Annotated in this window: 24 protein-coding genes and 1 pseudogene; 10 read left to right on the top strand and 15 right to left on the bottom strand. The window is 64.9% G+C overall.

Annotated elements, in window-relative coordinates:
* The first annotated feature begins 132 nt into the window (after positions 1 to 132).
* The 3 genes from NL115_RS01015 (at position 133) to NL115_RS01005 (ending at position 2,665) form a co-directional block, all read left to right on the top strand.
* Complete coding sequence (locus tag NL115_RS01015; RefSeq protein ID WP_254831374.1) at positions 133 to 720, top strand: DUF7342 family protein; 588 nt, start codon at positions 133 to 135, stop codon at positions 718 to 720.
* A gap of 3 nt (positions 721 to 723) precedes the next feature.
* Positions 724 to 1,206, top strand: coding sequence for a toxin-antitoxin system TumE family protein (locus NL115_RS01010; protein ID WP_254831373.1), 483 nt, complete (start codon positions 724 to 726; stop codon positions 1,204 to 1,206).
* A 385-nt stretch (positions 1,207 to 1,591) separates the two neighbouring features.
* Complete coding sequence (locus tag NL115_RS01005) at positions 1,592 to 2,665, top strand: RNA ligase family protein (protein ID WP_254831372.1); 1,074 nt, start codon at positions 1,592 to 1,594, stop codon at positions 2,663 to 2,665.
* 127 nt (positions 2,666 to 2,792) lie between these two features.
* Here NL115_RS01005 and NL115_RS01000 read toward each other — a convergent pair whose 3' ends face one another.
* A complete protein-coding gene (locus tag NL115_RS01000; RefSeq protein WP_254823006.1) occupies positions 2,793 to 3,215 on the bottom strand; it encodes a helix-turn-helix domain-containing protein in 423 nt (140 codons plus the stop codon).
* A 126-nt stretch (positions 3,216 to 3,341) separates the two neighbouring features.
* Between NL115_RS01000 and NL115_RS00995 the strand changes: the two genes are divergently transcribed.
* The 5 genes and pseudogenes from NL115_RS00995 to NL115_RS00975 all read left to right on the top strand — a co-directional run bounded on the left by NL115_RS00995 (position 3,342) and on the right by NL115_RS00975 (position 8,060).
* Complete coding sequence (locus NL115_RS00995) at positions 3,342 to 3,977, top strand: hypothetical protein (protein WP_254831371.1); 636 nt, start codon at positions 3,342 to 3,344, stop codon at positions 3,975 to 3,977.
* A 140-nt stretch (positions 3,978 to 4,117) separates the two neighbouring features.
* On the top strand, positions 4,118 to 4,930 hold the full coding sequence (locus tag NL115_RS00990) for an SWIM zinc finger family protein (protein ID WP_254831370.1): 813 nt from the start codon (positions 4,118 to 4,120) through the stop codon (positions 4,928 to 4,930).
* 915 nt (positions 4,931 to 5,845) lie between these two features.
* Complete coding sequence (locus NL115_RS00985; RefSeq protein ID WP_254831369.1) at positions 5,846 to 7,102, top strand: RNA-guided endonuclease InsQ/TnpB family protein; 1,257 nt, start codon at positions 5,846 to 5,848, stop codon at positions 7,100 to 7,102.
* A 52-nt stretch (positions 7,103 to 7,154) separates the two neighbouring features.
* A pseudogene (locus NL115_RS00980) lies at positions 7,155 to 7,673 on the top strand (RNA polymerase subunit sigma-70); the annotation flags it as partial.
* Positions 7,674 to 7,754: 81 nt separating this feature from the next.
* The gene (locus tag NL115_RS00975) at positions 7,755 to 8,060 is read left to right on the top strand and encodes an outer membrane protein assembly factor BamB family protein (RefSeq protein ID WP_254831368.1); all 306 of its coding nucleotides are present in this window, start codon (positions 7,755 to 7,757) and stop codon (positions 8,058 to 8,060) included.
* 51 nt (positions 8,061 to 8,111) lie between these two features.
* Here the strand turns inward: NL115_RS00975 and NL115_RS00970 are convergent, their stop codons facing one another.
* Positions 8,112 to 9,350, bottom strand: a complete 1,239-nt coding sequence (locus NL115_RS00970) for an RNA-guided endonuclease InsQ/TnpB family protein (protein ID WP_254831367.1) — start codon at positions 9,348 to 9,350, stop codon at positions 8,112 to 8,114.
* Positions 9,347 to 9,736 (bottom strand): IS200/IS605 family transposase, encoded by a 390-nt coding sequence (gene tnpA / locus NL115_RS00965; protein ID WP_254831366.1) that lies wholly within the window; start codon positions 9,734 to 9,736, stop codon positions 9,347 to 9,349. The genes NL115_RS00970 and tnpA overlap by 4 nt, the downstream gene beginning before the upstream one ends.
* Before the next feature lie 160 nt (positions 9,737 to 9,896).
* Here tnpA and NL115_RS00960 point away from each other — a divergent pair, with 160 nt between their 5' ends.
* Entirely contained in the window at positions 9,897 to 10,829 is a 933-nt protein-coding gene (locus tag NL115_RS00960) for an outer membrane protein assembly factor BamB family protein (RefSeq protein ID WP_254831365.1), read from the top strand.
* A 63-nt stretch (positions 10,830 to 10,892) separates the two neighbouring features.
* Here NL115_RS00960 and NL115_RS00955 read toward each other — a convergent pair whose 3' ends face one another.
* The 12 genes from NL115_RS00955 to NL115_RS00900 all read right to left on the bottom strand — a co-directional run bounded on the left by NL115_RS00955 (position 10,893) and on the right by NL115_RS00900 (position 23,059).
* Positions 10,893 to 11,705 (bottom strand): glycoside hydrolase family 31 protein, encoded by an 813-nt coding sequence (locus NL115_RS00955; RefSeq protein ID WP_254831364.1) that lies wholly within the window; start codon positions 11,703 to 11,705, stop codon positions 10,893 to 10,895.
* A 240-nt stretch (positions 11,706 to 11,945) separates the two neighbouring features.
* A complete protein-coding gene (locus NL115_RS00950) occupies positions 11,946 to 13,199 on the bottom strand; it encodes an outer membrane protein assembly factor BamB family protein (RefSeq protein ID WP_254831363.1) in 1,254 nt (417 codons plus the stop codon).
* Between the two features lie 272 nt (positions 13,200 to 13,471).
* Positions 13,472 to 15,370, bottom strand: a complete 1,899-nt coding sequence (locus NL115_RS00945; RefSeq protein ID WP_254831362.1) for a CocE/NonD family hydrolase — start codon at positions 15,368 to 15,370, stop codon at positions 13,472 to 13,474.
* 239 nt (positions 15,371 to 15,609) lie between these two features.
* Positions 15,610 to 18,036: a DUF6517 family protein gene (locus NL115_RS00940; RefSeq protein WP_254831361.1), complete on the bottom strand. Its 2,427-nt coding sequence runs from the start codon at positions 18,034 to 18,036 to the stop codon at positions 15,610 to 15,612.
* A 344-nt stretch (positions 18,037 to 18,380) separates the two neighbouring features.
* Positions 18,381 to 19,163, bottom strand: a complete 783-nt coding sequence (locus NL115_RS00935) for an SDR family oxidoreductase (protein WP_254831360.1) — start codon at positions 19,161 to 19,163, stop codon at positions 18,381 to 18,383.
* Between the two features lie 141 nt (positions 19,164 to 19,304).
* Positions 19,305 to 19,778 carry an ATP-binding protein gene (locus NL115_RS00930; RefSeq protein WP_254831359.1) on the bottom strand — a complete coding sequence of 158 codons (474 nt, stop codon included), beginning with the start codon at positions 19,776 to 19,778 and terminating at the stop codon, positions 19,305 to 19,307.
* A 138-nt stretch (positions 19,779 to 19,916) separates the two neighbouring features.
* Positions 19,917 to 20,189 (bottom strand): hypothetical protein, encoded by a 273-nt coding sequence (locus NL115_RS00925; protein WP_254831358.1) that lies wholly within the window; start codon positions 20,187 to 20,189, stop codon positions 19,917 to 19,919.
* Entirely contained in the window at positions 20,186 to 20,425 is a 240-nt protein-coding gene (locus NL115_RS00920; RefSeq protein WP_254831357.1) for a hypothetical protein, read from the bottom strand. The genes NL115_RS00925 and NL115_RS00920 overlap by 4 nt, the downstream gene beginning before the upstream one ends.
* 65 nt (positions 20,426 to 20,490) lie before the next feature.
* Positions 20,491 to 20,727, bottom strand: coding sequence for a hypothetical protein (locus tag NL115_RS00915; protein WP_254831356.1), 237 nt, complete (start codon positions 20,725 to 20,727; stop codon positions 20,491 to 20,493).
* Positions 20,728 to 20,961: 234 nt separating this feature from the next.
* Positions 20,962 to 21,804 carry a PAAR domain-containing protein gene (locus tag NL115_RS00910; RefSeq protein WP_350355271.1) on the bottom strand — a complete coding sequence of 281 codons (843 nt, stop codon included), beginning with the start codon at positions 21,802 to 21,804 and terminating at the stop codon, positions 20,962 to 20,964.
* 2 nt (positions 21,805 to 21,806) lie between these two features.
* Entirely contained in the window at positions 21,807 to 22,235 is a 429-nt protein-coding gene (locus NL115_RS00905) for a hypothetical protein (RefSeq protein ID WP_254831354.1), read from the bottom strand.
* A gap of 101 nt (positions 22,236 to 22,336) precedes the next feature.
* Complete coding sequence (locus NL115_RS00900) at positions 22,337 to 23,059, bottom strand: hypothetical protein (protein WP_254831353.1); 723 nt, start codon at positions 23,057 to 23,059, stop codon at positions 22,337 to 22,339.
* 377 nt (positions 23,060 to 23,436) lie between these two features.
* On the opposite strand from NL115_RS00900, the gene NL115_RS00895 reads away from it, so the two are divergent.
* Entirely contained in the window at positions 23,437 to 24,219 is a 783-nt protein-coding gene (locus tag NL115_RS00895) for a helix-turn-helix transcriptional regulator (RefSeq protein WP_254823015.1), read from the top strand.
* Positions 24,220 to 24,376 lie beyond the last annotated feature (157 nt).

Here is a 24,376-nt window from a genome sequence, read left to right as displayed (position 1 = left end):
GCGGGGTGGTGTTCAATCGGGAAACCAGTCTCCGTTACTGGTTGGGGGCTGCTGGCGGGCTAGCAGGATGCGCCCATCGGTAATATAGGCACGGAGCAAACTACTATATTACTCCAACTCGAAGAGATTCATATGAGTGATCGTACTCCAGATGAGTTCGCGGACATCAATGAGTCGGTCCAAGATGATTGGAAGGCCGAGACAACCCCCTACGAGCGTGTCCGCCGCGTTATCGCACACACGTATACGGCCGTGTCGGCCGACACTGTCGCCGAGGATGCGCTTACCTCGCCGAAGACGGCTCGAAAACACCTCAACGCACTCGCCGATGAAGGCTTCGTCGTCACGTCCACTGGCGAACACGGCGGGACCACCTATCGTCGTTCGCCCGAGTCGCTTGTCGTCGAGCAAGCGGCAGATATCCTCGAGCATGTCTCGACGGATGAACTCGTCACGCGTATTGGTGAGATGCGCGACCAACTCACTGAGTATCGCGCTGAATACGGCGTTGATTCGCCCGAAGAGCTAGCCGTCGAGCAGACGAACCAGACGCTCGGCGAAGCCACCTCGGAACAGCAGGATATCGATTCCGAGACGATTCAGGACTGGCAGACACTCCGCCGCAACCTCGCGTTCGCGAACGCCGCCCTCTCGATCGCGAATGCCGAACGGTTCGTCGATGGTGGTAGTCGCCCGACTGACAGCAGCATTTCGGCGTAGCCGATGTCGGACCCATCTGTGACGGAGGAGGGCCACTCGCTCCGTGGCCCGCTCGATCGGCCGGCACTCATGACGATCCGCGACATCATCGACGAGTTGGAGCCGCTCGCGACCCCCGCGCTCGACGACTATCTCGACCCATCCGTGCTGGAGGTCACACTCGAGGATGGTTTTTGTGATGCCGAACATGGGCGGATTGACGTTCAGTGGACGACCCGTGGAAACTACAAGTTCCACTATACGGACTCAGAGGGCGTGAACTTCCGGTGGGGAAAGCACCCACACGATGGTGACTATATCCACGCACTCGGCCTCGAACATTATCATCCTCCACCGGATGCGAGTGCGGATCCAAACGAAGTCGAAGATTCCTGCATCAAGCAGTCACCGGAGGCACTGGTCACCCGTGCCGTGCTCAAGCTGTGGCGCGTCGCCTATCATGGCCGGTCATACGATCCGTTGAACGCAGGACGAAATCCTCCGTAAGACCTCCTCCTGCGAGAGGGGGATCTCGACCTGTTTCGAGAGGCTACCGAAGAGTGTCTCTACGTCGAAGGCCAGCCCCGCAGCAACAGAATACAATCAGGTTTCAATGGTCTCCGGCGACGTGTCGTGTCGCCCCGCTACGAGACTGGACGGTACTCGTGATCGTAGTGATGCTCACGGCGTCCATAGGATGACGAGTGGCAGTGGGATTCCCACGAACGGAGAGAACGGATGCTTGGGAGCGGAATATACCCGATGCCATCTGAGTGATAAAAGGCTCCAGCAGGGGAGACCGTTCGACCCCGTGTGATTGCTTCACGATGCGGCGCATCGCTTAATCCGACGGGACGGAACGATAGGACAGCGACTCGGTCGCCCCGATACGATGAAAGTCTACCCCAAAGTCCCACGCTACGACCATCCCGTCGTCCCGGAGGCGTTCTTCGCCGCCGATGATCTGACGGTGGTCGAGAAGTACGACGGGAGCAGCTTCCGATTCACGTGCTTCGACAAGCGGTACTCCGAGGTGTATCCCGAGTCAGTCGTCAGTGCAGCGGATAGGGATGGGAGTCTGGTCTTCGGCACCCGGCGGTCGATTCGGGGTAACCACCGCGAGAACCTCGACGATATCGACGGTGCCCTCCACCGGGCCGTCCGTTGCCTCCGCGAGGGTATCGAGTCGGCGGCCCTCCGCGAACTACACGATGCGTACGACAGCCCGCTCATCGTCTACGCGGAGAACCTCGTCTACTCGACGCTGGACTACGGTTACACCGACCGTGACCTCCCTGCGCTGGTCGGCTTCGACGTGCTTCCGTACACGGCTATCGAGACGATGACACCGGCGGGCGACCCCTACGCCGAGACGTTCGAGGGCTTCCTCTCGACGGCTGAAGCCTGGGACGTTCTGGAGCGCATTCGCGACGAGACAGCGCCGACAGCACACGCGTTCGTCCCAGCAACCATCCTCGAGGAATCGTCGGGGGTCGACCCGGAGTCCTTCGAGGTTCCACCGTCCTCGCTCGCACCGGACGTTCGCGCCGAGGGTGTCGTCATCCGGAGTGACGCTCAGGAGCGCCGTGTGAAAGTCGTCCGCGAGGCATTCGAGGAGCTCAACCGCGAGCAGTTCGGCCGCAACCCCGACGACGCCGACTCCGGTGCGGCGTATCTCGTCGCGGCATACTGCACGTCGGCGCGCATCCGCAAGGAGGTCCGCTCGATGGTCGTCGAGGAGGGCCGGGAGTTCGGCGTCCATCTGACCGACGACCTGTACCCCCGCGTCGTCGAGGACATGTGGGCCGAGAACTGGAAGGAGATCATGCGACTCGAGAGAGAGCTCGTCCCTGCCGATGTCTACCCGCTCGTCGCGAAGCGCTGTGTGAGAGAACTCCGACAGATGGAGACGAATGCAGAACTCAATAGTGCCGACCCGACGACCATCTGGCAGCACCTGAGCTGACTGCGAGAAGGAAGTGCGGTAGCGACAATGAGTGCTATCGAGGGTCAGCCCGTATCGATGTACGTCGCCGCCTGTTGGGCAACTCTGTCGGTGAACGATTTCGGCGAATACGTGGGGCCGAAATCAGTCAGTCCTTCCCCGCCGGTCGGGGCATCTGCTCGACATCCCGAATCCGGGCCGTCTTCTCGACGGCCTCGTACTGGCGCTGCCACGCCTCGCGTGGGAACAGCCCGTTCCGGTCGAACAGCGCCCGCGCCTCGTCGGTGATCGTGTAGAACTTGTTCGGGAAGTCCCGGCGCCGATTGCCGGGCACGACCTCCAGCACCCGGACGACCTTGGCGTCGACGAGGCGCCGGAGGTGCCGGCGGATGGCGTCCTCGCTCTTGTCGGGGTTCACGTACGCCAACTCCTCGACGCTCGGTGCACCCTTCGGATGACCGGCGATGTCCGACAGCAGGTCCGCCCGGGGCGTGTCCGTCGCCTCCTGGAGCGCCCGCCACGTATCGAACCCCTCGTCGCCGTGGTCGGGCTCTCTCGTCTGCGGTTCCATATCGCCCCGTACACCACGCGGCGCCATAAACACTTTCACTCAAATGAGTTTGATTCCACAGATAGTCTACAAAGTGATATGGTATCCGAACACATAATTGATGTGTGCTCCGGAGCGACGACCAGCATGGACCCTGCCGACGGTGACGACCACACGGACGGTTCGGGTAAAGGGGAGCAATCATCGCCAGCGCCCGCAGACGTGGATGCGGCCGCGAATGTAGAAGACCGACTCGTGGATGCTGGTGCGACCTCGTTGACACCCACTGAATACCAGCGACTCAAGGACCTCGTGAACGGTGACCGGCTCGAGCAGATCAAGGGCCACTCACGTCGGTATCTCGTGGCGGGCGCGGGTGGAGACGGTGAGGCAGCCGACCGCCGGGGACTGGTCTGTGGCCGACTTGACGACCGTCGTGACCCACCAGCGGTCGCCGTCCGGCTGGAGGATTTCGGTCTGACCCGTGAGGAGATGGCCCTGTGGGCCCGCCTGTTCGACGTGCTGTGTGGGATGGCGACCCACGTAGTTGCGGTGCTGGAGGACTTCGACGGCGGCTACGTGTGGGAACTGGGCCTGCTGTACGCACCGTCCTATCGGGCGAAGGCGTGGGTACTCCAGCGTGTATATGACGACGACCGGACCCAGCGCGAGCACTACGAGAACGGGATGGCGGCCGCCCATCTCGAACACCTCTCCCGAGAGCGAGTCTTCACCTGGGCGACGGTATCTGACCTTCGGGCGGCGGTTGATGAGATCCCGTAGTCCACCTATTCGAACACTCGAGGTGGGGCCTGAGCGTCTGGATATCCGCTATGTATTCAGAATTCGGGAGAGGATGTAGCTGACAGCCGTCTATCTCCAAGGCTCATGTATCCCTGTATCATTGCATCTGCAGCTAGAGGATGGATCTCACCGAGAGCGACGTTCGAGATCGTTGTACGGAAGCCGTCTACGAGCGAGGAGAGAGGTACCTGGCGGAGGGCCGAATCAAGCGACGGTCCAGGTTCGGTGAGACGGTTACGGCCGTCGTCAGCGGCAGTCGCGACTACGACCTGACACTCGACCACTCGACAGCAGATATCGAGTGCCAGTGCAGCTGCCCGTACGATGGGCCCGGTATCTGCAAGCACGCGGTGGCCGTCTTGCTCTCGCTCGTCGACGACCCACCCAAGGACGAAGGCCACCACGTCGAGACCACGCTCGACCGGGCCGAGGCCGACGAACTCCGTGCGTTCCTCCGTGACGAGTTGGCCACGGACCCCTCGTTGCGTGACCGTTTTGTCGCTCGATTCGGCGAGTCTACCCCGCGATCCGTCGACGATCTCCGTACGGATATCGATGGACGGTTCGAGGAGACGAATCCGGAGTACGCCGTGGTCTTCGAACCGATCGACTTCTCGGACCTGTTCGACCTGGCGTCGACGTTTCAATCCCGAGGAGCCTACGAGTCAGCGGCTACGGTCTACCGGGCACTCATCGAAGGTCTCGACGACAACATGGAGCTGGTCGACGGGTCGTACGACCACTTCGCCCGAGCGTTCCAGCGGGCGCTGGACGGGTACGTCGAGTGCGTGGGGGCGGCCGAAATCGATGCTGACGAACGCTCCGACCACGCCCAGTTCCTCGAGGAGCGCGCGGTATCGGGAACCGATTTCCTCCATGAGCGGTTCGATCACGCCGCGACCGCGCTTCGGGAGCAGATGGAGACGGATTGACCCCAACACCCTGCGAGAACGTGGATACACGAACCGCAGCGGCTGCACCGATGCAGATTGTCGACGGAGCCGACTTGACATCCGCCCCGCCCTTCACGGCGAGGCTTTCTTCTTGATTTTCCGTAAGGTTACCTCGGAGTGGGGTTACTGGCTCTCGTTGCATTCCAAGCCGGCTAGTCGTCGCTCAGGCGGCCGAAGGTTAGCTGCGTTCTCCGCTAGAGTGTGATGGAGGTGTTGAAAATCGACTAGTGAACTGTGAGGGACCGCTTCGCTCGGAGAGCAACCAGAGGGCGACGGCTCGCCGAGCAGGCCTGGCGAAGCGGTTCCGGGGAGTATTACGCGAAGGGAGGATTCAATATTCATCTCAGATGGGAATGATATCTCGCGCACGGATAGCGTAAGGTTGGTGCAGTCTTGCGATTCGATGCATCCTTACGTCAGTACAGGATTCTGGAACGTTCGCTCCTCATCGATATGGAGCCCACTCTATTCCCCGATTCCTCGGTCCTCGGAGCGCGCCGCGAGACATCGCCCCCGTTTCTCCCTCTCTACTCGATTCTACCACTGATTTCGGTCACACAACCCACTCTAGCGGAGACCGAGACAAAGGTTAGGGCGCCTCAGCAGCACCCAAATCGGGTATCGGGTGGTTTGTGGCCCCTATCCGGTTCCACAGTACATATGGTCGCTATCGATGCGTCGTGGCTCGGTCTCCAGGAATCAGACAGCCCCCCGGATACTGTAGTATGATATTTGTTTATAGAGACTACAAGGCTAATACCTCCGCCTTTAGGCGGGGGATACAGCCGACATGGTGCGTGACTTCTGCCGGTCGATGCCATAGCCGGATATTCTCCTCTCTTGGTCGTTGATTTTAATACATATTCTTCCATAACATATTATGAAGACAGTACGATGCTGGAGACAACTCGCACCTACGTCGCACGCATCACGAACCACCAACAGGTTCGTGACGACCTTGACCAGTGCGGGTTCTCTGCATCCAAACTGTGGAACGTCGGACGCTACTACATCCAAGAACGGTGGGACGAAACCGGTGAGATACCCGACGAAGCCGAGCTGAAATCGGAGTTGAAAGATCACGAACGCTACAGTGACCTGCATTCTCAGTCAAGTCAGCGAGTTCTCGAAGAACTTGCTGAAGCGTTCACCGGCTGGTATAACTCCGACGGCGGCAACAACCCACCGGGCTACCGAAAACGTGGCAACGACCACGCGCGCTCCACCGTCACGTGGAAGAAGCGAGCCATCAAGCACGACGACAAGCACGGCCAACTCCGCCTCTCGAAAGGCTTCAACCTGAAAGAGAGCCGGTCTGACTTCATCCTCGCAGAGTACGAAACTCGCCCCGACGTAGAAGTCGAAAACATCCAACAGGTGCGTGCTGTCTGGAACGGCGACGAGTGGGAACTCCACCTCGTCTGCAAGAAAGAGATTCCAGTCGAAAACGCATCGGGTAACAACACGGCGGGTATCGATCTTGGCATCAGCAACTACCTCGCTATCGACTACGAAGATGGCGCGAGTGAACTATATCCGGGGAACGTGCTGAAAGAGGACAAGCACTACTTCACCTGCGAGGAGTACCAGACCGAAGGCGAGAACGGCCCGTCGAAGCGTGCGCGGAAAGCTCGACAGAAACTCTCCCGACGCAAAGCCCACTTCCTCCACACGCTCTCGAAACACATCGTTCAGCGGTGTGTCGAAGAAGGTGTGGAGAAGATAGCAGTTGGCGACCTCGGTGACATACGCGAGGATGGGCACGGCGACTCGCGGAACTGGGGCGTGTCGGGGAACAAGAAACTCCACGGATGGGAGTTTGACCGCTTCACGAATCTGCTCGAATACAAGGCCGAGGAACACGGTATCCTCGTTGATCAAGTGGATGAGGAAAACACGAGCAAGACGTGTTCGTGTTGTGGGCAGATTCGTGACTCGAATCGGGTGGAGCGCGGTCTGTACGTCTGTGAGTCGTGCGGGGCGACGATGAACGCGGACGTGAACGGTGCGGTGAACATCCGCCGAAAGATAACTCAGAGTCCCCCGACGGGGGATATGAGTAACGGCTGTTTGGCACAGCCCGGAGTCTTCCTGTTCGACCGCGAGAGCGGGTCGTTCAACACGAGAGAGCAGGGAGACTGCAAACCCTAATATCCCAACGCTCGGGATTCCTCCGGCTTTAACCGGAGGAGGATGTCAAGCCGATGGCCTCTCGATAGTCGACGACCGTGTGAGGGTTGCTGCACGCGAACTCGTCGCTGCGAGCGCCGGCGTCAGTCCACCTACTATCGAGGAGGCCTACGTGCTCCCGCAGTTCGGGAATTGGCCGTTCGCATTCACGCGAATCGATGCCGTCTACGTGTGGACACAGGGAGGCTACCAGGTCGGTCGGAGCCCCGAAGACTACCCGCTGTTCCTCGCAGTTCGCGAGCGAGATGTCGACGCCTGGGAGTCGTTCTTCGAGTCGTTCGGCCTTCCGACCGCATCCGAACGCCAGCTCCCTGATGAGGTGGCAGGGCCACTGCAGTTCGTCCTTGACCCGCGTCGATCGCTCGACATCGAGCACGTCGAAGGCTACCCGGTGATTCCTCAGGAGGAGACAATCGCGTATATGCGCGAACACTACGCCCAGTTCCAATCGGCGTTGGCGATGCTGGACCGAATGTACGATGACCTCGACCTCGATGTCGCCTATCGGGAGAGAGACCGGGCCCAGCCGTGAGCTTCCACAATCGGAGCGACGCACTCACCTGAACCAGCCGAAGCAGTAGCTATATCACACATACGTCAGCCAGTATCTAGCATGGCTGGGGGCTGGATGGGGCGTCGTGACCTCCTTCGAGCGGGAGCCGCTGGCATCGTGACCGCCTGCGCGGGATGCTTCGGCCCGGAGAAGGACGGCGTGTACGCACTTTCACGCACCGATGGCAGCAAGCGCTGGGTGACCACCCTGGGGGCCGTTGATGGTGGCCCCACCCTCTTCGACGACACCATCGTCGTCGGGTCAGGAACGACGGTCTCTGCGCTCGCGACCACGGATGGCGAAGAGCGCTGGAGCTACGATGTCGAGTTCGAGTACACGAACGATTTGACCTCCTCCCGCGCCTGAAGACGCGGGAATCCCACCACGGGATTTCAGGCTGAGCCTGGCCCTACGGTTTCAAGACGCATACGTTCCAAGCGTCGCCTGCTGGGTCTCAGCATCGGCTTGGCTGTCTTGTGGGGCGGTCAAACGCCCCCCATCCTCAGCCGAGTCATCGTCGTTCTCGTGTTCTCTGGAACGACTCTCTCCACTGAGGTAGCGATCCGCAATATTCACCGCTCCGTTCACGTCCGCTTGATACTCCCCCATCCAGCACGCATCGTTCGTACACTTGAACGTCGCCTGTTGAGGGCGGTATCCCACCTCACCGCACGCGTGGCACTCCTTCGAGGTGTTGCGTGGGTTCACCGTCTCGACGGGGATGCCCTTCTCGACGGCCTTGTAGCGGATCTGCGCGTGGAGTTTCGCGAATCCCCAGCCGTGAAGCCGGCGGTTCATGTACGCGCCGTAGTCCATCGACTCCCGGATGTACGTCAGGTCTTCCAGCACGAGAACCGGATTCTCGACGGACTCGGCGTACGCCACAACTTCGCGTGTGACACGGTGGAACACGTCGTCGATCTGGTCCCACAGGTCGTCGCCGAACGATTCTGCGATACGCTCGCTTTCACGCTCCTGCAGTCGCTGGGTGGCCGTGAAGTAGGTCTTGCGGAGCCGACGAACGGTCTTGCCCTCGTCGGCCCACAGTTCGGGAGCGGTTGGAGTCCCGTCTCCGTCGCGGTGACACACCGTGACGAGTGACGCTTCCCCGATATCGACACCGATGGGCGTCCACTCTTCGGCGGACACCTCGGAACCGTCCGCCACGTCGCGGGTCGCGGTGACGTGGAGAAACCACGTCCCATCCCGCTCGAACAGCCGACTCTCTCCCAGCTCCGCATCGCCAGCGTTCAAGGCTTCGAGCCAGTCCCGCTGTTCTGGGTTCGGCTGTGCGGGGAGCCAGAGGTGGTAATCCTCATGATGTGGAATCTTGACGTACCACTCGATGGCGTTCTCGGGCTTGTGGTCGAGCCGGAGCCCCTCGTTTGTGAAGCGGACGGGGTGGTCGTCGTGAAGTTCACCCGCATTGTACGTTGTCGTCAACTGCGGCACGTACTTCTTGAGTGCGTTCTTTGCGTACCCACTCAGGTCGTAGTCGACCACCACGTCGTTCGCTTCGGACTGCGTGGTGCAATGCTGGCCGAAGGCATCCTGAAGCGCCTGCTGATACGCGGCTCTCGTCTCACGGAGTTTTCGCCGCTTGTGCGCGTTCGGCTCGACCAGTTTCAGTTCCAGCGTCTTCGTGAGTTCGGTCACGACTCGCTCTCCTCGTGACGCTGGATGTAGTTCGAGACCGTCTCGTTGGAGACCTCTCCGGCAGTTCCCGCGTAGTAGCCCCTCGCCCACCCGATCTTCTCGCCGTCGTGGTCGGCGTAGCGGTGGTTGTACTTCCGCGAACTGATGCCTTTGAACCAGTTGGCGAGAAGGGATGGGGCATGTTTCGGCGGGCTACTGACGAACAGGTGGATGTAATCGGGTTGTACGGTCAGGTCGAGGATTTCGAGACCCTTGTCGTCGGCAATTTCGTGGAGGATGGTTCGCACACGGTCTGCGACCTCGTTAATGAGTACCGAGTTCCGGTACTTCGGCACCCACACTATGTGGTAGTTGAGGTTGTAGGTCGCGTGCCGTGTGGTCTTCATCCGTGTCGCATACTATGTATCGTCGGCGTATTAATACTACCGATAAAACGGGTGGAAACCCAGTTATAGCGTCGTTGGGTGTGGTGTACGCTATTGTCCGATTGACCCCCGCCTGAATACGGGGGTATGCGCTCGTATCTTTATCAAGGACCCCGTACTGGTGGACGAGACGCTCCTGGTCCCCGCCGGCAAGGAACTCTACGCGCTCTCCGCGGCCGATGGGAGCGAGCAGTGGACGGTTGCCGGCGACGCCGAGATGTGGCTGGTACCACGCCCCGTCGATGGGACCGTCGTCGTGGGGGGTGGAAAGGAACGCCTCCGTGGGCTCTCCCTCGAGGATGGGTCCGAGCGCTGGACATACGAGGGTGGGGCGCTGGATAGGAATGCGGCGACGGTCGCCGACACCACCGCGTTCGTCGGCTCGCGCGACGGTCGGGTGATTGCGATCGACGTGACGGATGGGAGCGAGCGCTGGACGTTCGACACCGAGAAGCCGGTTCGCGGTGGCATGGCGGTCCACAGCGGCCACGTCTACCCGAGTACGACCGGGAACCGGGTCTATGCGCTCACGACCGGGGACGGAACCGAACGGTGGCAGTGGAAGGCACCAGCCGGAGGCGAGATTATGCCGCTCGGTGCGAGCTGGCCCTCGACCATGGGTCTGGGCCAATCACTGTACGCCGCGTATGCCGGCCGTCTGTTCGCACTCTCGACGAGCGACGGGACCGAACAGTGGCGAACCGTCACGGAGCTGACATCGATGGTGCTCCAGCAGTCGGGTGACACCATCTTCGTCACCGGTGACGGACTCAGTGACACGGGGGGCGGAAATTCGGGGGCCGCGTCGTACGGAGCGCTACAGGCATTCCGTCAGCGAGATGGACGCGAGCGCTGGTCGGAGACGTTCACGGAGGACCTGGAACACCCCCCGGTCATCGGAGAGAGTACCGTCTTCGCCGGGACGGAGGAAGGGATGGTACATGCGTTCGAGAAACGCGATGGGAGCGAGGCGTGGACGTTCGAGACGGAGACCGGGCGGCAACCGGGAGTGGTGCTCGACGGAGATACGGTCTACGTCGGCACACTCCGATAGCGGCCACCCGGGGGCGTCACTCGCCGGACGCCGGACCTGCAGCGACACGCCACCTGCCACCGACTACGCCACGGTCACCACGACGCGAGCGGAGACGGGCCGCGGGTCCACGGAGACGGTCACCTCCCGTGCATCCGCGTCGTATGTCCAGTCCGCCGTCCGCCCGGCGCCCGAGACGACGACCCGCTCGGGCGCCTCGACGCCGACGAACGTCACGTCGTACGCCCGCTCGTCTGGGCGGCCCGGGTAGTCGCCCTCCATCCCCTCGATGACGAAGCGATGCCCGTTGGGCGTCGTTTCGTATCGGAGTGGCGTCCGCCCGAACTCGTCCGCCCGATACCCGAGGCCTTCACCCGCGTCGTCGTACAGTTCGAACGCGCCCTCGTCGCCCGCGTAGACACGAATCTCACGACGGGCCTCGGAATCACCAGCACGGTCGCCGAGCGGCTTGAGCGGCAGGACCGTCCCGGTCCGGGCGAAGACCGGCATCCGGTCGAGCGGTGCCTCGACGGTCGCGACCTGGCCCGCCTCGTAGCGCTCGCCGGTGAAGATGTCCACCCATGCGTCCTCGCCCGGCGGGAACCAGACCTCCTTCGTCGCGACCGGCCCGGGCGTCGCGATGGGCGCCACCAGCAGGTCGTCGCCGAGCAGGTACTGGCGGTCGAACGTGGCGGCCGGCTCCGCGTCAGGGTAGGCGAGCCACATCGCCCGCGCCATCGGGAGCCCCTCGTCGTGGGCCTCACGAGCCAGCGCGTACAGGTACGGCACCAGCCGGTTCCGCAGTCGGAGGAACTTCTTCGCGGCTGCCTCGGCGGGCGGCGAGTACTCCCACGGCAGCCGGTCGCCGTGATACGAACGCTCGCTCGCGGTTGGCACCGCTTCGAGCGAACAGCGCGTCCTCGAAGTCTCACGCCAGCTCCTCCCGCCAGTCGAGGGCAGCGACATCACTGGCGTGGGTCGCCTCGAGACGGTCGGGCACCGCCGCCACGAGGTCCGCGTAGAACTCCGGCTGTGTGGCTGTGTGTCGGATAGGTCCGTGACGGTGTCGAGTCCGTTTCTGTGACTGCCTCCTGAGGACGGAGCCTTCCGACGACCCCGGGGTGTTCGCGCCTAGAGTCAGATTCGGGTACCGCAGTCCGGACAGAAGGGGGCCTCCCCACGGTCCGACAGGTCGGCACCGCACTCCGGACAGCCGCCGAGGTCGCCACCACACTCCGGACAGAACGACGGGTCGTCATAGCCCGAGAGGGCGGCCCCACAGCTCGGGCAGCCGGCATCGGCGTCCACCTGCGTGTCGGCCCCTGCGTCACCGCCGCCGGCCTGTGTGGCATCACCCGTCGCGGCCCCCCTCTCGGCCTGGATCGCGTACAGGGTGCCCTCGTCGCCCCCGACGTAGACGGTGCCGTCGGCCACCGTCGGCGCAGCCGCGATCTCGTCTCTGGCCTTGAACTGCCAGTACTCGGTTCCGTCCGCTGCATCCACCGCGTACACGCTGCCGGCCGTGCTCGACGAGTGGACCGCGCTAACGTAGACGACGCCGTCAGCAACCGTTGGTGGTGCGATAATCTTGTTCCGATCGAGCTCGCAGGCCCACCGAACCTCATCAGTCGCCGTATCCAGTGCGTACAACCGGCGGCCGCCGCCGACGTAGAGCGTGTCGTCGGTGACCGTCGGCGGCGCACTCGCCCAGGTGTCCATCGAAAACGGCTCCGGAACGAGCCGCCGTCGTTCATCCCCAGTGACCGGGTCTAGCTCACACAGCGGCACTCCCCCGTTGCCGCCGGTGTAGACTGCCTCCCCGTTCGTGACGGCAGCGGTCGGACTCCTGACGGCCGTCTCGTGCGTGAAACGCCATCGCTCGGTTCCTGTGGTCGCGTCGAGCGCCCACAGGATTCCGTCACCGCCGTAGTAGACGGTATCGCCAGCCACTGTTGGCCAGGAGTACTTGCGCCGGTCCGAGGTGAACCGCCACCGCTCGGTACCCCGGTCCGCGTCCACGGCGTACAGGGTTCCACTCCGCGTCCCGATGTAGACCGTGTCACCGGCCACCGCCGGCGTGCTGGTGGCCCAGTTATCGGTCTCGAACCGCCACTCTTCGGTCCCGCTGGCGGCATCGACCGCGAACAGGTGCCGGTCCCGGGTCCCGACGTAGACAGTGCCGTCAGCCACCACCGGCGCGGACGTGGCGGTCACTCCATGCCTGGACGAGAACGACCACTGCTGGCTTCCCGTTGTCGCGTCGACCGCGTAGAGGCTGCCACCGATGACGCCGACGTAGACGGTGCCATCGACTGCCGCTGGCGAGGACCGCAGGTAATCATCGGCCTCGAAACGCCACCGCTCCACCCCCGAATCGGTTCCTCCGCTCATCCGTGCCGGAGGAACCCGAACCAGCCCAAAAACACCTGTGGATGACTCGACTGCGCAGCCACCACGGGGGTAATCGAACCACTCACGCAATCCGTTGCATCGGCTGACGACGATGTCCTAGCAGGAACAACGGCTGGCTCGAGCGAACCCGCTGGCTGGACTACGCCGATCGTTCACTCTGGGCCGCCGGATACAGCCCGACCACCGGGAGCTAATCGAGGACCCGAACCACGAGACCGTTGCAATGCAGAGGGGAGCGTCACTGCGTGAGATCAGACCGGGTCGCTCATCTCGACACCCACTCCCGAGTCGTATCCACTGACGCAGCGATACCCCTCGGGCTGGCCGCAGTCCTGCTTCGGAGGGAGGGGCTCGTTCTCCGGCCACTCCTGGAGCGGGAACAACACGCTGGACGGGTACTCGGACGACCGATGGACCGTGTTCACGCCAGGGGTGTCGAGGGGCTCGTACGACCAGATGCCGTCGGTCGCTGGTGGCGAGTGGATCCGCACGACGAGACGGTGGCCCTCACGAAGCAGATGCGCGAGCGGCCACACCTCGATATCGTAGCGATACACCTTGCCCGGGAGAATCGTCTCGCGATTCGTATGGGGGTGGTACGGACGGACGATCTCGCCGTCGTCGTTGTACAGCGTGCGCTCCTCGTCGAGCTGGCGGTGGGTCGCCCGAAGGACGCCCCGTTGTAATGGGACAACGCTCCCGTCCGGGAACTCGTCGGCGACCCGGACGAAGAAGTCCGTGCTCGTCCCGCGGAGCGGGGCATCGGTCCCGGGCGTCGTGGTGCTGGCGTGCAGCGTCGCGGTGATCGGGCCGGCAATCCGGGTCGGCGTCTCGAACGCCGGCGACCGGTAGGTCAGCACGTCGGGTCCGTCGGCGAGCAGCACCTCGCTGCCCGTGTTGCCGCCGCTGAACACCCACGACTGGCGTGGACTCCCGGTGACGTACCGGTCGGTCCCTTCTGAATCGGGCGCAGTCCGCGACAGCGATCCCGCCTCCCCGAGATAGAACCGCGTCCAGTCGACATCGGGCTGGAGGAACGAGTCCATCTCCCAGGCCACCTCGGCGTCGTCGGTGTTGACCCCGGTTCGGACCCGAACCGGCGGCTCGTCCATGATACCGGTCTCCTCGCCGCGCAGCCAGTAGTCGAACCAGCCGCGGGGATCGGAGGCGACCGTCGCGTGATAGCCGTTGACCACACGCAGCAGCTTCGGCTCCTCGTGCAACGGATCCAGGCCGGGCGGTGTCCCCGGCGGCGATGCGGGCTCGGGGCTCAGTTCGTGGAACAGGTTCGGGTTCCCGCGGGGCCCCGTCTGTTCGTCCTGCATCCCATAGGCGAGGTACGTCGGCACGTCGATGCGGTCGGCGTACTCGATGGCCGACCGGACCCGGTACCGTGGCCCGTCCATCGGGTACGTCGCCCAGGTCGCGGCGGCGTCGCGGGGGTCCTGTGGTGGCCGAGTCGCGGTGTTCTCGGCACAGATGCGGTCCCCGCTCCGGATGCCCTCGGCCGACCCCTGGGCCGCCATCGCCGGCCGGAGGGCCGCCGACCACGCAACCGGGAAACCGGCGTTCCCGATGCCGCCGGGATACGCGATATCGCGGTAGACATCGCCGAGGCCCTTGATGGCCATGAGGGCCGCCAGGGAGGGCGGCTGTGCTGTCGCGACCAGAAGCGCCGTGATGGCGCCGTAGGACGACCCGAACAGCCCCACCCGGTCGAGCGCCCAGGGCCGGTCGGCGATCCACTCGATCACCTCGCGGCCGTCCTTGGCATGCGTGCGGTCGAACAGGTTGAACTGGCCGCCCGAACACCCGGTGCCTCGGATGCTGGCCCGGACCAGGATGTGGTCGTTCTTCGAGTTCCGTTCGGGCGGATGGACGGCCACGGCGAGCAGCACGCCATCACGCATCCGGAGGTAATGTGTCGGCGGGCGCTGTGTGCTCGCACCCGTATAGCCGTCCTTCTCGAGTATCGCAGCGGTGCGCGGCGGTGGTTCGAACTCCTGGTGGACGTAGCCCCACTCGCGTTCCTCGAAGTTATCGTCGGCGACCGGGTCGGTCGCCATCGCACCAGGCAAGCCAGCGGCAGCCGCCCCGGTCGCGGTCAGTGCCGAGAGGACGCCCCGGCGAGAGATGCTATCGGATGTCACACCACGGCCTCGCTGGAGTCGTCAAAAACGGTTCTGCCGTCTATCGGGGTCCGTTTATGCCGTCCTCGAAGGGCGAACGAGGCCATCTGATTCGTGGGCGCCGAGTCTCGGACACCCGATTCGACGGGGGGCAGCTCGTGCCTCGATATCGGGCACACGCTGGTAACGCGTCCTCAACAGTCGGTCTCGCGGGGCGCACGCCCGACATCGATGCGAAAACCGGTCCCGACCCGACCGGATCAGGGGTACGTCTCGCCGCTGAACCAGGACTGGGCCCAGATCCACTCCGTCCGCTCGTCGTGGTTCGGGCCCCAGCCGTTGTTGACTTTCACGTCGTCGATCCAGTCGTTCCGGTAGGCGTACGCGACGGGATAGTGGCTCAGCCAGCCCTTCCCCACCACGACCGGCGTCGCCTCCTTGCCGTTCGCGGCCCCACTGATCGACTCTGCAGTCTCCACCTTGCACCGCTGTTTCGGGAAGCCCCCGGCGTGGTAGCGAACTTCCAGGTCCGTCCCGGTCCGGCCCCAGAGGTACTCGCGTGCGTTGTCCATATCCCACGGGGCCGTCGCGCCGTTGTCCCCGAGACAGAAGACGTTCAGGTGCCCGTTCAGCTCCTTGATCATGTTCCGGAGGCCGGTGGAGCCGATCCGCGGGTTCGAATCGTGGTTCTTCGGGGCGACGGCATCCGCACCGTAGCCCCCATTACGGCGATAGAGACCCCACCGCGGCCACCAGGTACTGTTGAACTTGCCGCCGTCGGCCTGCCGGTCGCACCAGGCGAACAGGATCGCCCACGCGACCGGGCCACAGCCGACCGGGCAGCCCTGGTAATCGAACTGGTAGAACCACGGCTGGAGCCGCGAACCGCCGGCCCAGGACGGAGTCACGGCCGACATCCCCTCGGTGGTCGTCGGCACGGCATCCTCGACGACGGACAGGTCGACCGACTCGACGGGGTCGTCGGCCGGGTCGACTGCGGAATACGCGACTCGCTCGCGACCACCGAAATCGTCCTCCAGGACGAATCGCACCGCGTCGCCCGCGGTCGCGGCCTCGGTCGGTGTGATCACGAGCGTGTCGTGGCCGAAGTCGTCGAGCTCGCGCTCGATACGGAACGCCTCTCGCGTCGGCTCCTCTATCGCGGCCACCCGCTGCCCGGACAGCAGCGGCTCCCGAACCTCCCTGTCGACCCCGATGTCCCTGTTCTCGCCGCCTCGTTCCCGGTAGGTGGCCCACGCCTCCGCCGCTCGCTCGCGGAGATCAGCGAGCAACGGCCCGTACGCGTCCTCGTAGTTCTCCTGCAGCTGCTTGTGGGACTCCCACTCGCTGAACGAGATATCAGGCGGGTCCACCTCGTTCTCCGCCATGAGCTGGGTCCCCTCGTAGTCCTCCGTGACCTGGTCGTCATTCGCCATCTCGTCCTCCGGACCGTACCGAACTGCCGTGACTGCGTCCGGGACATCGGTGAGTGCCTCGACGTTCTCGATCCGGGGCACGGCCCGGCCACGTGTCGCGATGCGGTTCCCGTCCGGATCCTCGCCGACGTATCGGAGCCGGTCGATCCAGACGACCCACGCCAGCGGCCCGCCCTCGGCCTGCTCCTCGAGCACGCGCCCGATGGGTCGGCTGTCGGCGTTCCAGTGGGGGATCGGTGCGTCGTGCTCGTCAGTCGCGGCCAGGACGAACCCTTGCGGCTCGATCTCGATCTCGTAGTAGGCGACGCCCTCGACATCCGGCCGGGTGACGCGGTGGGCGGATTCCCCGAGTGTGGCACCATCGGGCCACGTCTCCCGCTGGCCAGCGGCTCGCTCGACGAACCTGGCCACCCGCCGGCGAAGCGTGTCCGGGACCGATGTAATCGGCACGCGTGCCGGCGGCTGCTCGTCGCCCGGGGTGGGTGTCGGTGTGGGCGTCGGGGTCGGGGTCGGTGATTCCGGGGTGCTGGGCGACTCCCGGACGACGTGCGGAAGGAGGTCGGCCAGTGACTGTGCGGCTTCACGCTGCTCGTTCCCGGAGACGAGCGCAGCTGCCGACTGGGACTGCTCCCCCTCCTCCAGCGCTCGGCTGCGACCGTCACCGACGAGGACCGCGTCCCCGTCGTGCTCGACTCTGGTCAGATTCAGCAACACCAGGTCGCCACCCGTGGTCCGCCCGGCGAACGTCTGGATGGTGGTTCCGATCCCGAGCAGGGTCCCGGACCGCTCGCCCAGCTTCGTCGGCGAATCCGCCCAGTCGGTCTCGACGCCGAGCTTCTCGACGAGCGGTCGCCCGATATCGCTGGTGATCAGGTCGCCGAGCGAACGGGCCGCGAGCGGGTTCAGCGTCTGCCCCGCCTCCTTGGCTGGCGGCGTCGCCAGCAGGCCGACGCCCACATCCGAGAGGAACGCAGTACCGCTGCGGTGATAACTTGCGACCTGACTCTCGATCGTCAGCTCGAAATCGACCGCGTCCGGGGAGAGCGTCCGCGTGGGTTTGGTTGCCTCCTCCAGCCGATAGGCTGCAGCCTCACCCTCCCCGTCGAGTGCGACCGGCCCTGCCGACCGCCGCTCGGTGGCCGAACAGCCTGCCAGTCCCGCAACCGTCGCCGCGCCGACGAGTTGGAGAAGTCGTCGACGCCCTTCGTCGGCCGGGTCCCCGCCTCCAACCGCATTGGTATCAACCCCCATGAGAAATCGAGTATCTTCCTCCTGGTTTAATCTAGTGGTTGGGTGCATGGAATTTCGACTGAACCGAATTGCTGCTGCCGGGGGGTCGAACGCGAGAAGTCGTTGCAGGTTATCGACGAGATCGACGCCTACGAGCCGGTTGAGGACCGGTGCGAACTCGGCGAGCATCGTACGCTCGCCTGCTTCTTGCCATCCCCCGGGCTGAAGCCGTGGGATTCCTCGGCTGGGGGTGGTGGCTCTGTCGGCCCACGGAGGCACGTTTCCCGTCGCCGGTACTCCGGTCTGTGCCCTCCTCGTTAGGGTTTGTCCACCTGTGCGGGGCGTCCGTGGTCGAACGCCACTGGTCAGCGCGCTCCGTATTCGGTTTCCAGCCACTCCTCCCAGGTTACCGACCCGACAGCGTGGTCGGGACATGTCGCAGCCCCCTCGCGGAATCGGGCGAACGTCGCGGTCGGAATCGGTAGCCGAACGACCGGTCGCCAACTGCCGCGTGCCTCGCGATAGGCCGTCGCCAGGTCGCCGACGGTCCGGACCTCAGGGCCACCGACCGGGTCCGGCCGCCCGCTCGCCTCGGTCGTCGCGAGTTCGACCAGCCGGTCGGCGACGACGCCGGTATCGACCGGCTGGATCCGCATCTCGGTCGGCAACAACCAGACCGGTAGCCGCGTGACCATCCCGAGCATCTCGTCGACGAACGGGTGGAACTGGGTCGCCCGGAGGATCGTCGAAGGCACGTCGCTCGATTCGATTGCGCGTTCGGCCTCCAGTTCGGCCTCGTAGTACGAGTACGGGATGTTCTCGATGCCGACGATCGAGATGTAGACGAAGTTCGAGACACCCGCCTCGGCGGCGGCGTCGAGGAGGCGCTTCGTCCCCTCGATATCCACCGCCTCGGTGTCTCCGAGTGGGTCACTCGCCGTGTGGATGATCACATCGACACCAGCGACGGCGTCGCGAATCCCGGTCCCATCCGCCAGGTCCATCTGCGCCCACTCCACGTCATCTCCGGACCGAGCGGAGCGACTCGTGGCCCGAACCGTGTGCCCCGCCTCTTGCAGTCGGGGCACCAACGTCTGCCCGAGCGTTCCCGTGCCCCCGGTCACCAGCGTCCGGTGCGGTTGGCTCATACACTTGAGTAGCTCCCAGATGTCCAAAGGACTAGCCCCGAACGAGTCCGGTACATCTGCGAGATGCTATCGTAGCTGCACGAGCAGGATAGCACCCTGCCCCATGCTATCGCCTACTGGTGCTGCGAACGTGAACGGTGATTACGCGTTCTCCGTCACGTCCTCGAGGCCGAACAACTGGAGGTCCCCACGTTCGGCGACGGCCTCCCGCACGGACCGGGTTGCGCCGCTTCGAGCGAACAACGCGTACTCGATATCCGGGTCCCCGCCCCCGAGTGGCGTCCACCGGATCTCCGCAGCGTGGTCCTCCAGCGAAGCGAGTGCCGAGTAGTCCAGCGGCGCGTTCGTGAACTTGCACTCCCCGACGACCATCGTGCCCGCATCGGTGAACCCGACGACATCCACTTCGTGTTCCTGGTACCACCAGCGTCCGATATCGAGGAAGGGTTCCTCCGGGTAGACGACGGCGTCGTCACGCTCGCTGAGCCAGTGCCGGACGAGCTGTGTCTTTCCGAGCCGACGCCGGCCATAGATGACCGCCAGCGCCGCCACATCCGAATCGTAGCAGTCTCGCAACCGGGAGAGTTCCACCTCACGGTCCACGAAGCCGTCCATACCCGACCGTCGAATCGAGAGGTCGTAATGCTTCCAGCTAAACTAATCTCAGATAGCCTAATCCAGAATAGCCTATTCTGGAATTGTTTACGACGGCCGGTTCGACAGTGCCGCGACCGCGCGTCGGCAGCGGACGAATCAGTCGTTCACGGGCGGCGTGTCGAAGTAGTCGAGCGCATCCAGCACCGCCCCGATGAGGAAGCTGATCACGGCGACGACCAGCACGAGCCCGGTCAACAGTATCGAGATCGGCGACGGGAGCGTGAACTGGAAGACCGCGATGAACAGGCAGGTGACGATGCCGACGACCAGCAGGAACGACCCCGCACTCGGGTCCTCACCCGTGAGGAACTCGATGCTCGTCAGGAACGTCGAGGACTGTGACTCCTCGTCGACGGTGTCGGCACTCATTGCGTGGTCCCCGATTGCTGTCGCTCGGCGGCCTGCTGGACGATCTGTACGAGATGGGAGACCCAGATGCCGGCCGTGAAGCCGAACAGCGTGGAGACGATTACGGCCTTGACCAGCAACTCGAGGGGCGCGATCGCCGCGAGCAGGCAGAGGCTCCCGAAGAGGAACATCAGGCCGTACTGGATTCTGGTCTCGAGGTCGAGTCGTTGGAGTGTCGTCGTGAGTGTTGAGTTCATGGCACAGGGGGTATCGTCGGATTCGCGACTGGGTGTCGGGAGCGGTACAACCGGTGGCCGATGGGTCAGTCGTCGGCCTGCTGGACCAGCCGCTGGAGCGCGTCCGGCTCGCGGTAGCTGGCGAGGCCGAGGATGGTCGCCGGCCACAGCCCGATGAACTGTCCGCGCTGTGTGTCGCTGCGGACGTAGTACAGCGCCAGGGCGACGGAGCCGATGGCGGCCAGGGACGCGAGTCCGAGCCCGCTCTCGTCGAGATTCCGCTGGAGTCCGCCGGCCGCCGCCTGGTCGCCTGTTTCCGTCACGGCTCTTCTACGGGCCCTGCCGGGATACCCTTTCGCCCCAACTGGCCACTACCGGGACGCGATACGGATACACGGAGGCGGCGAGCCTCCGGCGACCCGTCCCGCCGTAGGGAGTCGCAGCTGAACCCCTGCGACCCGGTGACGAGACGCTCGCCAGGTGGTGCGGGTGTGGCCGGTAGACCTCCAAACGACGGGCTACAGGCCGGTCCAGCACCAGAACAGGGACCACTATTTTCAGACGAACCCGAGCAGGTCTGCGACCTCCTCGGCGAACTCGGCGATCGTCCACTTGACCTGGTTGACCGTCCCGATGCCCTCGATGGAGATGTCGTCATCGACCAGCGCGTCCCGGAACGCCCGGGCGGGGCGGTCGGCGGCCTCGATACGCTCGACGGTCTCGCGGTCGGTCTCCATGCGGATGGTCGCGTCGTCGCGGGGGCCCCGCTGGAACGACCCGATCCGGGTCTGTCCGTCGGTCACGAACGAGAACTCTGCCACCCCCTCCGCGGCGGTCACGCGCAGGTTCACCTGCTCGCTCGCCAGTTGCTCCTGCGCGGCGCCGAGCTCGGCCCCGGCGATGGCGCCGTTGTATCGCTCGATGTACGAGGCGAGTCGCTCGTACAGCTCCAGCACCCACACCGGCTCGACCGGAGCCATGGCCCCCGTGGGCGGCAGGTCGGGCGGGGCGACCGACGACGCCTCACCGTCGGAGGTGGCGTCGGCCGAATCCGACGACGACTCCCCGCTCTCGGAGGCCGACTCGTCGGTCGTGGTCGCCGACCCCCCGCTGTCGATGAGCACCGTCGACGCTCCGGAGACGATGGTGTTCGGAGGGCCATTCTCCGCGATGGTGTCGCCGACACGCACCGCGGGATAGCCGTTTATCAGGACCGTGGTACTGCCGGTCACGACCGAGCCACCGACGTGGGGGACCGGGCCGGTCGACAGCGGACAGCTGTGGACATCGGCCCCGGCCCGCCACGCCGGGAGGCCACCGATGAGCACGTTCGGACTCCCGACGCCGTTCAGCGGTGTCCCGTGGGCGGTCATGTCGCTGACTCTGACTCCCGGTGGCATGGTCAGTTGATCTTGACGAGCGAGCCCTGCAGGGTGAGGATTCCCGCCGAGGTGGTCGTGAGCTGGGCGTCCGCCGAGATGTCGATGGTCGGCGCGTCCAGCGATATCCTCGTCGGACTCTCGATGACGACCTCCCCCTGCTGGTTGCACTCGACCCGGCACGACGACTGCGCCGACTCCGATGCGGCGCTGGCGTCGCTGCGCTGCTGTTCCGCCTCGAGCGCCGATGCAAGCGTCGACTGTAGGTCCTGTAGCGCCTCGCCCGCGCCCTCGATGTCTTCGGGGCCCTCACCGGAGACCCGCAGTCCGCCCTCGGCGTCGAGCCGGTACACGGACCCCGACGCCGGATGCTCCAGCCGTAACTCCTCGGCCTCGTCGTCGATATCGATCTGCCACCCGATATCTTCGGGGCTCCCCCCATCTACTGACATGCGTGGGTGTTTGGTAGGTGGTATCAAGAAACTCATGGTGCCGTTCGGGGCCGCCAGCCACGTCACCCCAGGACAACCCCCAGGTCGCTGCCGAGAGGCGCTCACTCGACGGTGGTACAGTCCAGGTCCGGGACGGTGATGGGCTCGACATCCCCCCACGAGCGGTAGTCGACGACGGTCGCCCCCGTCTCCAGTCGGCGCGGGTACCGCGTCTCGGCGTCCACGTAGTACGTCATCCGGCCGTGTGTTCCCATGCTTGCCTCGTCCTCGTTCCCGTCGCGGGTCCGCGTCCGGTTCTGCCCCGAGCCGGGCCCGTCGGCGGGTCCGGAGGGAGTCCCTGCCGCAACGTCGGCGGCGGGAACGGTGAGGACGAGCATCTCCCGGCCGTCGAGCGATGTGGTCTCCGTCACCTCCAGCTCGGGCGTCCCGGTGTCGCCCCCGGGCTGCTCGGCGACCGAGACCAGGGCTTCCGTCCCGGAATCCACGTCCGGATATCTGGTACAATCCCCGTCGACGACCACGTACCCGTCCCCGTCGACGATGTAGGACTCGACAGCCGGCTCGGCGCCGTTCTCCGGGAGCCGGAGGTAGCGGTCGTCGCCGTCGAACCGCGCGACCGTGAGCGGCGCTCCGTCGCCCGGTCGGGTCACCCGCATCCGGTACGCGTCGCCGAAGCGGAAGGCGCCGGAGTAGTCGGTTCTGTCGCCGGGGGACAGGTCGTCGAGTGGTGCCCCCTCGCCCAGGTCGAGTTGCCCGCACCCGGCGACCGAGGTCGAGACTGCAGAGGCCGAGAGCGCCTGCAGGAACCGGCGCCGGTCAGCCACGGCCGTGGCAGCGACGCCAGCGGACCCCGCGTCGGTGGCGCGTGAACTGGTCGGCTCTGCGTCCGCCTCGGCAGGTGGCGGCTCGGAAGCCGGGGGCTCACCATCCGTCGGCGCTACGTCGGTCGATTCGCGGGGGGTCGGACACATATCGTGTTCGGGCAAGGTACCGGCCAACGGTTCCCAGCCACGACGGACGCGACCGGGCGCGATGTGGGACACGTTCACTCGCCCAGTGGCATAAATCCCGGCGCGGAACCGGCGCCGGTGAGAAGCCACCACGCCTCACCCGCGGACAGGGGGAGCGAGGAGGTAGGCCGCAGGACGGTGTGGGCCGGATATCACCCACCACTATGCCGGCCCGCCCCGGAGAGACGGGTATGACCGGCACGCCGGACGACGAGTTCCAGCGACTGTTGCTCAGACGCCGGGCCGTGCTGCGGGCGGTCGTCGACGGGGTCGACGACAAGCGCGACCTCGTCGAGCGACTCGAGATACCCCGGTCGACGCTCGACGACGTGATGCGCGAACTCGCCGAGGCCGGCCTCGTCAGCTACGACGACGGCCGCTGGCGACCGACATCCGTCGGCCGAACGGCACAGGCGATCCACGCCGACTACACCGAACGGGTCAGTGGCGTCGCCGACGCGGCCTCGGTACTCGGGGCCGTCCCGGATATCGACATCGGCCGGGCGATGCTCGATGGCTGTACGGTTCACGAGCCTGGCAATATTCTGCCGGACCGGGCCGTGACGACCTTCGTCGAGCAGGTCCGCGCCGCCGACGAACTCCACGGGCTCGTCCCCCAGGCGCTGGCCGGTCATGTCCCGTCGGTTCACGAAGAGGTGACTGCCGACCAGTCGATGGAGGTCGAACTCGTCTTCGAGCCGGCCGTTTTCGACCAGTTGTTCGACGTGTACGCGGCGGAGATGACCCGGGCACTCGAGACGGACCGAATCGAGTTCTACCGGACGCCTCTCCCACACCCCTACGGGCTGTGGGTTGCCGACGAGGCCCACGCCGGCGTGGTTATCTACGGCGGCGGGGGCATCCGGGGCATCATGGTGAACGACACCGACGCCGCCGTCGAGTGGGCCACCGAGAGATACCGGCGAGCGAGCGCCGAGGCCGAGCCGATTACGCTCGCGAGCGTCGAATCCTGAGGCCTCGGTGGCTGGGCGAGCGACGCGCCGGCGGCACGGCGTGCCCGCGCCCACCCCCGTGCGACGTTCGACCAGGGGTAGTCGTAATTCGCACGGAGCGAGGCAGCCGCTCGGAACGGGAATACAGAGTAATGCTGCCGGCGCGTGCCCGTTCGGG

Origin of the sequence: Haloglomus salinum, assembly GCF_024298825.1 — an archaeon.
GTDB classification, from domain to species: domain Archaea; phylum Halobacteriota; class Halobacteria; order Halobacteriales; family Haloarculaceae; genus Haloglomus; species Haloglomus salinum.
This window is presented reverse-complemented; position numbering and strand designations above follow the sequence as displayed.